This window comes from Pseudanabaena cinerea FACHB-1277, assembly GCF_014696345.1.
Classification (GTDB): domain Bacteria; phylum Cyanobacteriota; class Cyanobacteriia; order Pseudanabaenales; family Pseudanabaenaceae; genus Pseudanabaena; species Pseudanabaena cinerea.
The window spans coordinates 113,080-125,466 of record NZ_JACJPY010000003.1 but is presented as its reverse complement, the minus strand read 5'-3'; the positions used below and the strand labels follow the sequence as shown (position 1 = coordinate 125,466).

13 protein-coding genes are annotated in these 12,387 nt (G+C 44.2%); 7 read left to right on the top strand and 6 right to left on the bottom strand.

What is annotated here, in order from left to right; all coding sequences use genetic code 11:
• Window positions 1-110: 110 nt before the first annotated feature.
• Together H6F44_RS01975 and H6F44_RS01970 are read left to right on the top strand one after the other, a co-directional pair.
• A complete protein-coding gene (locus H6F44_RS01975; protein ID WP_190349235.1) occupies window positions 111-344 on the top strand; it encodes a hypothetical protein in 234 nt (77 codons plus the stop codon).
• Between the two features lie 2 nt (window positions 345-346).
• Complete coding sequence (locus H6F44_RS01970) at window positions 347-1,066, top strand: DevA family ABC transporter ATP-binding protein (protein ID WP_190349234.1); 720 nt, start codon at window positions 347-349, stop codon at window positions 1,064-1,066.
• 44 nt (window positions 1,067-1,110) lie between these two features.
• Here the strand turns inward: H6F44_RS01970 and H6F44_RS01965 are convergent, their stop codons facing one another.
• The gene (locus H6F44_RS01965) at window positions 1,111-1,422 is read right to left on the bottom strand and encodes a HigA family addiction module antitoxin (protein ID WP_055076735.1); all 312 of its coding nucleotides are present in this window, start codon (window positions 1,420-1,422) and stop codon (window positions 1,111-1,113) included.
• A 14-nt stretch (window positions 1,423-1,436) separates the two neighbouring features.
• Window positions 1,437-1,721 carry a type II toxin-antitoxin system RelE/ParE family toxin gene (locus tag H6F44_RS01960; protein ID WP_190349233.1) on the bottom strand — a complete coding sequence of 95 codons (285 nt, stop codon included), beginning with the start codon at window positions 1,719-1,721 and terminating at the stop codon, window positions 1,437-1,439.
• Between the two features lie 1,756 nt (window positions 1,722-3,477).
• Between H6F44_RS01960 and H6F44_RS01955 the strand changes: the two genes are divergently transcribed.
• On the top strand, window positions 3,478-3,780 hold the full coding sequence (locus H6F44_RS01955; RefSeq protein ID WP_190349232.1) for a type II toxin-antitoxin system HigB family toxin: 303 nt from the start codon (window positions 3,478-3,480) through the stop codon (window positions 3,778-3,780).
• Window positions 3,740-4,165 carry a helix-turn-helix domain-containing protein gene (locus H6F44_RS01950; protein WP_242016399.1) on the top strand — a complete coding sequence of 142 codons (426 nt, stop codon included), beginning with the start codon at window positions 3,740-3,742 and terminating at the stop codon, window positions 4,163-4,165. Before H6F44_RS01955 ends, H6F44_RS01950 begins: the two co-directional genes overlap by 41 nt.
• A gap of 80 nt (window positions 4,166-4,245) precedes the next feature.
• Here the strand turns inward: H6F44_RS01950 and H6F44_RS01945 are convergent, their stop codons facing one another.
• Complete coding sequence (locus tag H6F44_RS01945; protein WP_190349230.1) at window positions 4,246-4,887, bottom strand: type I restriction endonuclease subunit R; 642 nt, start codon at window positions 4,885-4,887, stop codon at window positions 4,246-4,248.
• 197 nt (window positions 4,888-5,084) lie between these two features.
• Window positions 5,085-5,858 carry an MlaE family lipid ABC transporter permease subunit gene (locus tag H6F44_RS01940; RefSeq protein WP_190349229.1) on the bottom strand — a complete coding sequence of 258 codons (774 nt, stop codon included), beginning with the start codon at window positions 5,856-5,858 and terminating at the stop codon, window positions 5,085-5,087.
• Window positions 5,859-6,002: 144 nt separating this feature from the next.
• Between H6F44_RS01940 and atzD the strand changes: the two genes are divergently transcribed.
• Genes atzD through H6F44_RS01925 form a run of 3 tightly spaced genes read left to right on the top strand, consistent with a single transcriptional unit; the run spans window position 6,003 to window position 10,764 of the window.
• Complete coding sequence (atzD, locus tag H6F44_RS01935; RefSeq protein WP_190349228.1) at window positions 6,003-7,067, top strand: cyanuric acid amidohydrolase; 1,065 nt, start codon at window positions 6,003-6,005, stop codon at window positions 7,065-7,067.
• A 2-nt stretch (window positions 7,068-7,069) separates the two neighbouring features.
• Window positions 7,070-9,304, top strand: a complete 2,235-nt coding sequence (locus tag H6F44_RS01930; RefSeq protein ID WP_190349227.1) for an adenylate/guanylate cyclase domain-containing protein — start codon at window positions 7,070-7,072, stop codon at window positions 9,302-9,304.
• A 20-nt stretch (window positions 9,305-9,324) separates the two neighbouring features.
• Window positions 9,325-10,764, top strand: coding sequence for a mechanosensitive ion channel family protein (locus tag H6F44_RS01925; RefSeq protein WP_190349226.1), 1,440 nt, complete (start codon window positions 9,325-9,327; stop codon window positions 10,762-10,764).
• Window positions 10,765-10,991: 227 nt separating this feature from the next.
• On the opposite strand, the gene H6F44_RS01920 is transcribed toward H6F44_RS01925, so the two are convergent.
• Both H6F44_RS01920 and H6F44_RS01915 read right to left on the bottom strand, forming a co-directional pair.
• Complete coding sequence (locus tag H6F44_RS01920) at window positions 10,992-11,297, bottom strand: DUF2499 domain-containing protein (protein ID WP_190349225.1); 306 nt, start codon at window positions 11,295-11,297, stop codon at window positions 10,992-10,994.
• Between the two features lie 2 nt (window positions 11,298-11,299).
• Window positions 11,300-12,277, bottom strand: coding sequence for a carbohydrate kinase family protein (locus H6F44_RS01915; RefSeq protein WP_190349224.1), 978 nt, complete (start codon window positions 12,275-12,277; stop codon window positions 11,300-11,302).
• Between the last annotated feature and the right edge of the window lie 110 nt (window positions 12,278-12,387).

The window sequence follows — 12,387 nt, the reverse complement described above, 5'->3', positions numbered from 1 at the left end:
CTAGATAGGTCATACTTACTATGACTTGACCTATCTTTTTTATCTTAAATCCTCAAATCCCCATCTACTCATACTTCCCATATCTTTTGTCGCCCCGTCAGATCTTGGCAATGTATAACCTAATTTTTGTCCTACCGCCAATCGCTCTAATTGTTATCTATCTTTTCTTTCATCGTCAAAGTTTTGCCTTGACTCTGCTCCAGCGCATTAACCGCTCTATTGCCATCTATTCTCCTCACATCATCCGTTTTCTAATCTTGGGTTTAGGCATATTTTTTCTTGCCGATAGCCTCGTCTATTGCATTGCCAACGCTTTTGGAAATCCATCAATCAAACTCCTATAGCTATGAATTCCCCACTTGCCATTGCTACATCTACACCCGTAATTTCTGCCCAAAATCTCAATCATTATTTTGGCGAAGGAGACTTACGCAAACAGGCGCTTTTTGATATCAATCTCGATATCCATTCTGGCGAAATCATCATCATGACGGGACCTTCTGGCTCAGGTAAAACTACACTTCTGACGCTCATGGGTGGTTTGCGATCGGCTCAGGAAGGCAGTTTAAAAATTTTAGATCAAGAAATTCGCGGTGCTGATAAAAACTCTCTCATGCAAATCCGCCGCAATATTGGCTATATCTTTCAAGCCCATAATTTGATGACCTTCCTCACGGCTAGACAAAATGTACGCATGTCTCTAGAACTTCACGATGAAGATAGAACTTCTGATCTAGATGGTACTGCTACCGCTATGCTCGAAGCGGTTGGGCTGGGGCATCGCCTCGATTATTATCCTGACAGTCTTTCTGGTGGTCAAAAACAACGAGTGGCGATCGCCCGTGCGCTAGTTTCTCAACCCAAAATCGTCCTAGCTGATGAACCCACGGCAGCCCTTGATAAAAAATCGGGTCGCGAAGTTGTGGAACTCATGCAAACCCTCGCCAAACAAAAAGGCTGCACAATTCTCCTCATTACCCACGACAATCGTATCCTCGACATCGCCGATCGCATTGTCTACATGGAAGATGGCAAGCTTGTTCCTAATATTGAAGTTGGTCATTGATTAATGGCGATCGCCTAGAAATCATGACTCATAGTAATAGCGATCTAAACTTGAGCTAACTGCTGATTGTTTGATGAACGAGGCTGAATCGTTTTTTGAATTTCTTCTCCCGCTAATTCCTCAGCTAGGCGTAACTCATAGGCTTTTTGCAAATTAAGCCATAGCTCTGCACCAGTGCCAAACCATCGCCCTAGACGTAAGGCAGTGTCAGCAGTAATACCTCTTTGTCCTTTGAGAATTTGCGTAATCCGATTTGTGGGGATATGGAGCGATCGCGCTAGTTCTGATGCACTAATTCCAAGTTCTTCTAGCTCATCTGCTAAGATTTCGCCAGCGTGAATTGCAGGTCTTGCCATAGTTGTTTTCTCCTTTAGTGATAATCGACAATTTCGATATTAAATGGGCGATTTTCTGTTTCTATCCACTCAAAACAAATACGCCATTTGTCATTTATGCGGATGCTATACTGTCCTTTTCTATCTCCGCCTAGTGCCTCAAAACGGTTACTTGGCAATGCCATAAGAGCTTCTTTATTAGGTGAGGCTTCTAGAATTTCTAGACGTTTGTATGCTTGTCTTTCAAATCCTTGAAATTCTTTGACGCGATCGCCAGTCGCAAATTTGGCTGTACGTTTGTCTTTATATTTTTGAGGCATAGGCAAGTTTTATGTGTTACGTCAAGCATAACATTTATATCGCAATTTTATAAAAAATCAACCTGCGATCGCAATACAGCAAAATATACAATTGAACGGCGATCGCCACATAAATCACGACTCGCAGTAATAGCGATCGCCTTTAGGAGATAGATGTTGATGCGATTGCCTAGAAATCATGCCTCATGGTAATAGCGATCGCCTTTAGGAGATAGATTGTTGATGCGATCGCCTAAAAATCACGACTCACAGTAATAGCGATCGCGTACCCCAAACCCTTTATTCAGATAGATAATTGAGGAGATTGTACTTCACCAGAGAAAGCGATCGCAGTAACTCGACGAATTAGCCAAAAACAGAGTTATGATTCTCCTACAAGATCGGCGATCGCACTACACTCGTAAGCGATCGCACTTCAAAGGCTAACAGCAAATCATGGAGATCGTCAATTTATGAGCAATCCCCATATCTGATCACATCAAGCACATTAATGTCTCCGTGATTCCAGTCTGCTTCATTCGGTTGCCCGAGTATAAATGTAAACGTCACAGGAGTTCCAGTTCGTTCATAGGGTTGCAATCCCGCATTATAGCTACCACAAGCACTGTTCCGACTCGATCTCGGACATGTCATGGCCAGCTGCCAGCTGCCAGCGCCAGGCGATTGTTCAGTGAACGTACAAAAAATGCGATCACTGGTCTCAGTCGTGAATTCGTTTTCTCCATAGGGCGCTATTGTGTGGCCCTCAGACAAATTCTCGAACTTCTCACATCGGATATCGGTACACTTTACCACCACCCCAGTGTCGTTCTTAACGACAAGTTTCACTCTCGTACTCATAATTTTCTAGCTTTCAAATATTATGGAGTTGTAACCCATATGGGTTACAACTCCATAATATAGGTTTCCTACCGTTAACACAACCAAAGTTTACCAAACCCAAGGAAAAATTCCATAAAATCCCCTAAACCCCTACTCTGCCTAATTTCCAGCCCATCAATCTTCTCGCAAAAATCCTTGACTTGGGAAAAACCCCAACTTTACCAACTTAAGCCCAACCCTTGTCAAAATATCCTGACAATCTACCCACTCTCCCAACCCCAAACTTTTAACTCATACCCAAGACCACAAAGACAGCGATCTACATCAAGAACGGCATCGCTATAATCTGGATATCCCCCCTTCCCAAACAATCCATAACCGCCAAAGAAAAAAACCTAAAAAACGAATTGCAAGCAGACCAACAATTTCAGCTGTAGGTTGGATTAAACGAAGTGCAACCCAACCAATTAAGGTAATAAATGACAAGCAAGAGATAATGCCAGAAAAAAGGTGATGTTGGGTTTCGTCACCTCAATATAATCACCACAACCAGCGATCGCCTAAAAATTACGCCTCACAGGAATAGCGATCGCCTTTAGCAGATAGATTGTTGGGGCGATCGCCTAATCATCACGTCTCACAGTAATAGCGATCGCCTAGAAATCATGACTCATAGTAATAGCGATCGCCTTTAGGAGATAGATGTTGATGCGATCGCCTTTTTATGATCAAATTCGCGATCGCTTGACTATCCAGAAAATGCACACCCACGAATCTATTGATTGCAACTAATAATTACAAATATCAATTTGATAAAACACTTGACAAGTTCTCATCTTGAGAGCATAATACTAATTATTGATTGCAATACAAAACTAACAAAACTAACAAGGAGAAATCAAGACACCCATATGAAACAGAATGGTAGGAAAAAATGCACGTTATATCGAGAAAAGCGCTGCTTGAGTTTTGTAAGCACCACGATGACTCTAGAGTTGCTTTAGATGACTGGTATCGGATTGTTAGTAAGGCAAAATGGCAACATATAAACGATGTTAAATCTGTCTATCCATCTGCGGATGCTGTTGGCAAATTTACAGTTTTCAATATTAGAGGAAATAAGTATCGATTGATTGCGAGTATTTCCTACAAAACTCAGGATGTTTACATCAAATATGTCTTAACCCATACTGAATATGATTCAGGAAGTTGGAAAAATGACCGTTACTTTAAATAAATTAGAATATGGAGCGCTTCTAGTTGATATTCAGCCTAAAGTCATCACAACTGAAGAAGAAAATGATCGCGCTTTAAGTATTGTTGAAAATCTGTTAGCCGAAGAAAAACTATCTCCAGAAAAAGAACAGATATTGAGGCTTTTAGTTTCTCTAATAGAGAAATTTGAAGATCAACATTATCAGCTAGCAGCTTCAACGCCCCATTCTACTTTGATACATTTGATGGAAGAGAGAGAATTACGGCAAACTGATCTCGTGGGCATAATTGGCTCTCGTGGAGTTGTTTCTGAAGTTGTTAATGGCAAAAGACCTATCAGCAAAGCTCAAGCTAAGTCGCTTGGTAGTTTTTTTTCTGTCGATCCCAGCTTGTTTGTCAATTGGTAATTTTGTAAATAGGCGATCGCAAAAAAGAATATTGGTTAAGCGATCGCCTAGAATTCATGACTCATAGTAATAGCGATCGCCTAACTCCTCAAATCGCCAATATAAGCTCCAATTTGTTTAAGTCCCTGCAAAACTTGAATACGTTCTGCTGCATTTTCAAGCAACCGATAAGTAGGCGATCGCGTATATTGAGGAGCATTTTGGTGGCGATCACACTTCAAAAACAATACTTCTCTTCCATTTGTAACCATTCCATAGCAACTTGGCTGTAAGTTGGGAGCACTCAACAAATAAGTAAGTGCTTGGGGAATTCCTGCCGTAACGTCTAGCCTTGCAGGTTTTGATTCGATTACCAAAACCCAAAAACTATCTTGGATTACCAAAATATCAATCCTACCTTGAACTGCCATAGCATTAGCTTCGTCAGTAACTTCGATATTGGTACTTACTTCTGCCTTTACCAAAAAGGGAAACTGATAGAAACCAGCCAAATCTAGCAATGGTGATACCACGACAAGCTTCACAATTTCTTCAAGAGGCGGTTCTTCTTGACTGAGATAGATGTAGTTGCGAGTGAGGCGTTCTAATCCTTGTAGTTCTGCTTCGGTTAAGGTCGGCGCATGATTTAACCATTCATCAAAAAAGCGATCGCTAGTATCAAGTCTCAAGCCAAAGGTTTGACGGAGATTGCTAAGTGTAAGGCTACTAGCATTTGTAATCACGATTAAATCCTTATATACGACATATGTAGGAGAAAAAGAGCGATCGCCTAGAAATAATGGCTCACGGTAATAGCGATCGCCGATTTTGTAGGGTGCGTTGATGAAATGTAACGCACCTTGTCTAATGTTAAAAATTTGTGCGTTACGCTGACGCTAACGCACCCTACATTTACTTTACCGCGTAAAGCATTGTCCATCTATAAAATAGTTGAGCCGATGCCTTGAAAGAATAGCCATGACAAAAAGAAATTACTGATGAATATCGCTAATAAAGCTGTAACAACGGCTGTGGTGGTTGATTCGCCCACGCCCTTGGCTCCGCCTGTGGTGGTTAAGCCCCATGTTGTACCGATCGCCGCGATCAAGATCCCAAAAATACTTGATTTGATCAAGGCGGCGATTAAATCCCAAGGCTTTAGTAAATTCTGTACAGAATTGAGAAACATGGTGGCAGAGATGCCATACATCGAATCAGACAAAAATAATGCCCCTGCCATGCCTGTCAGAAAACCCATGATTGTCAAGATCGGTAACATTAACAAACAGGCGATCGCCCTTGGGGTGGCTAAATAGTCAACGGGATGGGTGCGTAAAATATAGAGAGCGTCAATCTGTTCTGTCACCTGCATCGTGCCGATTTCGGCGGCAAAGGCTGAACCAACCCGCCCCGCAATAATTACCGCCGTCAATACGGGGATTAATTCTCTTGCTAGGGCGATCGCCAAAATGCCGCCGATCGCCTGTTGAGCACCAAAATTAATAAATTCTCTAGCAACCTGAATCGTAAATACAGCCCCGACAAAGCCTGCGGTAATCAAAGTAATCAGCAAGGATTCTGTACCCACCATTGACATCTGCTCGATAGTATTGCGCCAATGCAGACGGCGATAGATGAAAATTCGGGTGATAATTTGACCAATGAGCAAGCAACTTTGACCAAGTTTGAGGAGCCAATTGCCAAAATTTCCCATATTCGCCTGCTCAGTTAAAATTCTATTGCTATACTATAGCGCTTTACTTGATTCGGTATATTTAATTCCATACGGTAACGACAACTCACTGTAGGATTTTTAGAGCAATTGCCGATCGTATAGTAGTAAGTAGGCAATATTTCTATGAAAGTGGATGTCTTTAAGCTTCCTCAAAATAGTCCCGATGACATTTCTGCCCTTGATGCCGCGATCGCTGCGGGTAACATTCTGCCTGAAAATATTGTGGCAATCATGGGGAAGACTGAGGGAAATGGCTGCGTTAATGACTTCACAAGAGGCTTTGCCGTCCAGAGTTTGCAAAATTATTTGAGCAAAATCATCGGGCAGAAGCAAGCTGCCGCGATCGTCTATGTGATGTCGGGCGGCACTGAAGGGGTGCTTAGTCCCCATTTGATAGTTTTCACTAGCCAAGATTCTGAGTCTGACGCGCCTAAACGCATGGGCTTGACCTTGGGCGTGATCCATACCCGCGATTTTAGCCCTGCGGAAGTTGGCACTTTGGTGATGGTCGAGGAGGTGGCGGCGGCGGTGACTAAGGCGATGCAGCAGGCAGGTATTGCTAAAGATGATGTGCATTTTGTGCAGATCAAATGCCCTTTGATCACTAGTCGCGATCGCCTATTAATGGCTGGTCGGGATATTGCAGACATAAGCAGTTATCAATCGATGGGCTATTCCCGTGGGGCTTCAGCTTTGGGTGTGGCAGTTGCTTTGGGTGAAGTTGACATTGAAGATATCCATGCTGGGGATATTTGCAAAAATTATGATTTGTATTCGAGCGTAGCCTCAACATCGGCAGGGGTAGAGTTACGCAACTGTGAAATTTTAGTTATGGGCAATTCCCCCCAGTCAACCAGTGATTTTGTGATTGGACATAGTGTGATGCAGCACGCCCTCGATATGCAGGCGATCTACCAAGCGATCGCGGCAACGGGTCAACCGATTAGTCAGGTGGTGAATATATTTGCTAAGGCGGAGGCTGACCCCACAGGTGAGATATTAGGACGCAGACATACGATGATGGATGACTCAGATATTAATCACACCCGCATGGCTAGGGCTGTGGTCGGAGCCGTAGTTGCGGCGATCGTGCAAGATCCGATGGTTTATGTTTCAGGTGGTAGTGAGCATCAAGGACCTGCGGGTGGCGGTCCTGTTGCGGCGATCGCTGCGATTAGGTCAGAGTAAATATGCAACTGCTGAAGTTTAATTGGCTGAGTATAAAATCTAAATTGATCGTGATGTTGCTGTCGGCAAGTAGCGTTTCGATTATGGTGACGGCTTATCTGGGCTATCGCAGTGGGCAAGCCAACCTCACCGATCGCGTTTTCCATCAACTGACCAGCGTCCGCGCTTCTAAGTCCTATCAAATTGAATCCTATTTCAAAACCATTACCAATCATCTGCAAACCCTGAGCAATGATCCATCGGTGGGCTTAGCGATCGCCGAATTTAGCGAGGCATATCGTCAACTCGAAAATAAACCTCTGCCTGCCAATGGTGCTGATAAGATTAATGCCTATTATCAAAATGAATTCTTGCCTAAACTTGGTAAAAACGAACTCGGTTCGCCAGTACTTAGCTCCTTTTTGCCAAAGGCGATCGCCAGTAATTATTTGCAATATCACTATATCGCCAACAACCCTAACCCCATTGGCAAGAAGCATCTATTAGACCGCGCTAACGATGACAGCGTTTACAGCCAACTGCATGGCAAATATCATCCTGTTTTTCGGAATATCATTGAGAAGTTTGGCTATTACGACCTATTTTTAATTGATGCTGATGGCAGGCTAGTCTATACGGTGTATAAAGAAACCGACTTTGCCACCAGCTTAGTAACCGATGTCTATAACGATACGAATTTTGCTCGTTTATTTAACGCGGTGCGGCGTTCTAAAGAAAAGGACTTTGCCAGAGTCATTGATTTTGAATCCTACGCCCCCTCCTATGGCGCACCTGCGGCGTTTATTGCGGCTCCCATCTATGGACAATCTAGGCAGTCTGGACAAGATCCTGCCATTGATGCAGCGCCAAATCAATCACAAAATCAATCACAAAATCAATCGCAATTCTTGGGTGTGATCGCAATTCAGATTCCTGTGGATGAGATTAACAACGTGATGACGGGCAATCGTCAATGGGAAGCAGATGGATTGGGGAAAAGCGGCGAAACTTACTTAGTCGGCGAAGATTATTTGATGCGATCAATTTCTCGCTTTTTGGTGGAGACTCCTGAAACCTATATCCAAACCCTAATCAATTTGGGAGTTCAGCAATCCACGATTAATCGCATTCGCCAATATAATACTTCGATCTTAGAACAGAAGGTGCAAACGCCAGCCGTTACAGAGTCCCTCACAGGCAAGGAAGGAATTCAAATTATTCGTGATTATCGGGATATTCCTGTGTTAAGTTCCTATGGCTTATTAAAAATAGAAGGATTAAAATGGGCAATTCTCTCAGAAATGGATCTAGCAGAGGCCTATGCCCCCATCTATGATTTTGAAAGGCAATTATTGATTTCGGCAACATTGTTAATGCTATGTGTGATTTTATTGGCAATGGCAATGGCTTCAATGTTTGTAAAACCGATCAATCAATTGATTAGCGGGGCGCGGCGGGTGGCATCGGGGCAGTTGGAAGAAGTAGCAACTGTGGACTCCCATGATGAATTGGGAGAGTTGGCGGATTCCTTTAACTTGATGGTGCATAGCCTACGGGAACAGACAAATTTAGTGGATTTAAAAAGACGTGAGCATGAGCAGTTGTTGCTGAGTGTGTTTCCTATGGCGATCGCCAAGCGTCTCAAGCAAGGTGAAACGGATATTGCGGAGAACATATCTAATGTCACGATTCTCTTTGCGGACTTAACAGGGTTCTCAAAGTTATTAGAATCCCATTCCGCCCATGAAACGATCAATATTTTGAATGATCTGGTCACATCCTTTGACGAAGCCGCCGATCGCTATGGCGTGGAGAAGATCAAAACCATTGGCGATAGCTATATGGCGGTATGTGGCTTGTCCGTGCCATATCTCGATCATGATAAACGAGCGATCGACTTTACTAGAGAGATGCAGGTAATTGTGCGCCGCTTTTGTCAAGAGCAAGGTTATGAACTGGATCTCAGTATCGGTATCAATTCGGGTGATATTGTTGCGGGCATTGTGGGACGCAATAAGCTGATTTACGATGTCTGGGGCGAAACTGTTAATATTGCTAGTTTTTTAAAATCCAACTGTCCCAACGGGGCGATCGTGGTTTCTACAGAAATCTATAAGCGGCTCTGCGATATTTATAGCTTTGAGGCTATCGATTTGAAACTCGATCTTCAAAGGGATTTTAAAGGGGAGAGCGATCGCCAAGCATCTATGAGCATCCCCGCTTGGCGCTTGGTGAGTGGTTCGCCAAAAATTCGATAAATAAAACCTAACTAGACGCTATGCCTCAGCCAAGTGCCAATTATTTATTTCTATGGGCGATCGCCCTAATTGTTGGACTAACCCTATCGGTAATTATCCTTGGCGAAATTATCTATCGGTTGCAATATCGCCGCCTTCCCCTTGCTGCCACCCTCAAGGTGGTACGCAACATGGTTTTACCGATGTTGGCATTCCTGTTATTTCTGCGCTATGTGCTGCAACGCCCCGCCAATGATGATCTCGTAAAAGCTATCCAGACCCTATTTTGGGTATGTGTACTCCATGCCGCGCTGTCGTTGCTGAATGCGATTATTTTTGAACAGGCAAAGGCGGATACTTGGCGGGCGCGTGTACCGAAATTATTAATTGATTTATTTCGGCTGTTTTTAGTGTTGTTGGGGACGGCGATCGTCTTGGCAACGGTTTGGAATGCCGATCTCGCAGGGCTTGCTACTGCCTTGGGCGTGAGTTCGATTGTCATTGGTTTGGCGCTGCAAGATACCCTTGGCAGTGTCATGTCTGGCATTGCCCTATTATTTGAGCGTCCTTTTTCTGTAGGGGACTGGCTGAAGGTAGGAGATGTGGCGGGACAGGTGATTGACATTAATTGGCGATCGGTGCGGCTGCAAACCTTTGAACATGAGATGGTGATTATTCCCCATAAGTTAATTAGCAATGAGGTGATCCGAAATTTTAGCCGCCCGATCGCTATCCATGCTGAACGCATCCGTCACGGGTTTTCCTATAACGATCCTCCCAATTTAGCTAAGCAAGTGCTTTTAACCACAGCCCTAGAAACCCAAGGCATTTTGCATGAACCAGTGCCAGAGGTTTTCACGATCTCCTATGATGACTTTGCCATTACCTATGAGGTGAAGTTTTTCATTAATAATTACGCCGATATTGAAAGCATTCGCGATCGCTTTATGAGTCGGATTTGGTATGCCGCCCAGCGTAATAATTTAACCATTCCCTTCCCCATTCGCACCCTCTACCATTTTCATGGTCCCACCGCCCATGCAGAAGGCTCGAAAAAATTTAGCCAGAGCTTGCAGTCTTTACCCTCCTTTGTGCCTTTGCAAAATGTCGATAGTATGGATAATCGTTCCGATGGGATTGAGTTGCAGCACTATGGCGCAGGGGAAAGGGTAATCGTCCAAGGCTCTAGCCAAAGTAGTCTATATATCATCATTACTGGTCAAGCCGTGATTACCATTAGCGATCGCCATGGTCAGGAGCAGGAATTATTAACCGTCAAGTCGGGAGAATTTTTTGGAGAAATGACTCTGTTCTCTGGCAAAACTAGCCCCATATCTGTAATTGCGATCGCTGATTTGGAAGTAATGGTAATCTCTTCGCAAGCGGTCAATCAAATGATCGATCGCCAGCCCAGCTTTGCCCGTGAAATCAGCCAAATTTTAGAAACTCGCCGCCAGTTGGTCAATGCGGTGGTAGTGTGAGAAGTTTTTAGCTTTTAGCTTTTAGCTTTTAGCTTTTAGCTTTTAGCTTTTAGCTTTTAGCTTTTAGCTTTTAGCTTTTAGCTTTTAGCTTTTAGCTTTTAGCTTTTTTAGATTACTAGCTAACCGCTAATCGCTAATTACCAATCGCTAATCGCTAATTACCAATCACCAAAAGCTAACCGCTAACCGCTAACCGCTAATCGCCAAAATTGATAGGAAAAAATTCTTTATACCTGTACTTTACGAGAAATTCGCCAAATTCCGTAGGCGGCGATCGCTAGGGTAATATTGCCGATCAAGGTCATGGCTGCCTGTACGGTTACTAGCCATTCTAGGGAATCAAGATTCTCAAAAAAATGCCATGTCACTGCACACATGGCGCTGACTAATGCAGGCAACATCGCCCAAGCGAGATTGCGCCAACCCCTTTGTGGGTGCTTTTTGTCATATTCCCAAATTAGCCAAATTGCCACCGTCCATTCAATGACGCTGGAAATATGAATGATCCATGTGGGCAGGGATAGAGCTTGCATGATTAATGTTTACCCTCACGCATTGCCAAAAATTCCATGATTTGCCGATCGCTTGGTTGTCCTGCGATCGCACCCATATCGAGGGTGGTCAAGGCTCCTGCGGCACAGGCATAGGCGATCGCCTCATTGGCAAACTGCGGATCGGCGAGATGCGTAAGGGGACGATGATAAATTTTATGGATGAATGCGGCTAAGAAAGCGTCACCAGCCCCTGTCGTATCAAGGCAATGCACGGGATAGATCGGATGTTTGCCTTGGCGCTCACCTAGATAATAGCGGCAGTCCTTGTCGCCATTGGTGATCAAGATGCCTTCGAGATGACTATATGCCTGCGCGATCGCCGCAGGGCTGCTCAAGCGCATTAGCAACTTTGCCTCATCCTCAGTCATTTTCAAGAAATCAGTATGGCGCAGCAATAGCGGCAATAATTTAAAAATTTGTTCGGGGTGCTGCCAAAACATGGGTCGCCAATTGACATCCACCACCACTTTTACATAGTACTTTTCGGCTAACCTTAATGCCCTAGCGATCGCCCTAGAGGTTTGCGGACTCGCTAAGCCCAAGCTGCCTAGCACCAAAAACTTAGCATCGGTAAACAAATGCTCTGGCAAATGCTCCGCCGACATCAGCGTATCGGCAAATAATGTACTGCCATCACCATTAAAGCGATCAAAGCTGCGATCGCCTTTAGCGTCACGGGTGACATAAACTTGGCGGGTCACAGCTTCAGGATGTACCTGTACCCCTGAAGTTTCCACCCCTGCCGCCCCTAGTTGCTTGAGCAAGTCAGCACCCGTTTGATCTTGCCCCACGCAACTAATTAAGCTCACGGGCGTGCCTAGTTTGGCTAACCCACAGGCAACATTGGCAGGTGCGCCACCAAAATAGGGCTGCCAAGAGCTGACCTGATCATAGGCAACGCCCATATTTTCAGCAATTTGATCGATTAAAACTTCGCCAAGGCAAATAACACGCGGCATAGGCGGACATTACAGAAACATTTTGGACTTTCGCGATTCAATAATACCTTACAGCAATTGGCGCTCAAACCCAAACCAACAAACTTAACTGAAGACTTGTCACTGGAGAA

What these genes read in the sequence shown, in the direction of transcription:
- H6F44_RS01975 (WP_190349235.1), top strand. Translation starts at nt 111, where the DNA reads ATGTATAACCTAATTTTTGTCCTACCGCCAATCGCTCTAATTGTTATC.
- H6F44_RS01970 (WP_190349234.1), top strand. Translation starts at nt 347, where the DNA reads ATGAATTCCCCACTTGCCATTGCTACATCTACACCCGTAATTTCTGCC.
- H6F44_RS01965 (WP_055076735.1), bottom strand. Translation starts at nt 1,422, where the DNA reads ATGGCAAGACCTGCAATTCACGCTGGCGAAATCTTAGCAGATGAGCTA.
- H6F44_RS01960 (WP_190349233.1), bottom strand. Translation starts at nt 1,721, where the DNA reads ATGCCTCAAAAATATAAAGACAAACGTACAGCCAAATTTGCGACTGGC.
- H6F44_RS01955 (WP_190349232.1), top strand. Translation starts at nt 3,478, where the DNA reads ATGCACGTTATATCGAGAAAAGCGCTGCTTGAGTTTTGTAAGCACCAC.
- H6F44_RS01950 (WP_242016399.1), top strand. Translation starts at nt 3,740, where the DNA reads ATGATTCAGGAAGTTGGAAAAATGACCGTTACTTTAAATAAATTAGAA.
- H6F44_RS01940 (WP_190349229.1), bottom strand. Translation starts at nt 5,858, where the DNA reads ATGGGAAATTTTGGCAATTGGCTCCTCAAACTTGGTCAAAGTTGCTTG.
- atzD (WP_190349228.1), top strand. Translation starts at nt 6,003, where the DNA reads ATGAAAGTGGATGTCTTTAAGCTTCCTCAAAATAGTCCCGATGACATT.
- H6F44_RS01930 (WP_190349227.1), top strand. Translation starts at nt 7,070, where the DNA reads ATGCAACTGCTGAAGTTTAATTGGCTGAGTATAAAATCTAAATTGATC.
- H6F44_RS01925 (WP_190349226.1), top strand. Translation starts at nt 9,325, where the DNA reads ATGCCTCAGCCAAGTGCCAATTATTTATTTCTATGGGCGATCGCCCTA.
- H6F44_RS01920 (WP_190349225.1), bottom strand. Translation starts at nt 11,297, where the DNA reads ATGCAAGCTCTATCCCTGCCCACATGGATCATTCATATTTCCAGCGTC.
- H6F44_RS01915 (WP_190349224.1), bottom strand. Translation starts at nt 12,277, where the DNA reads ATGCCGCGTGTTATTTGCCTTGGCGAAGTTTTAATCGATCAAATTGCT.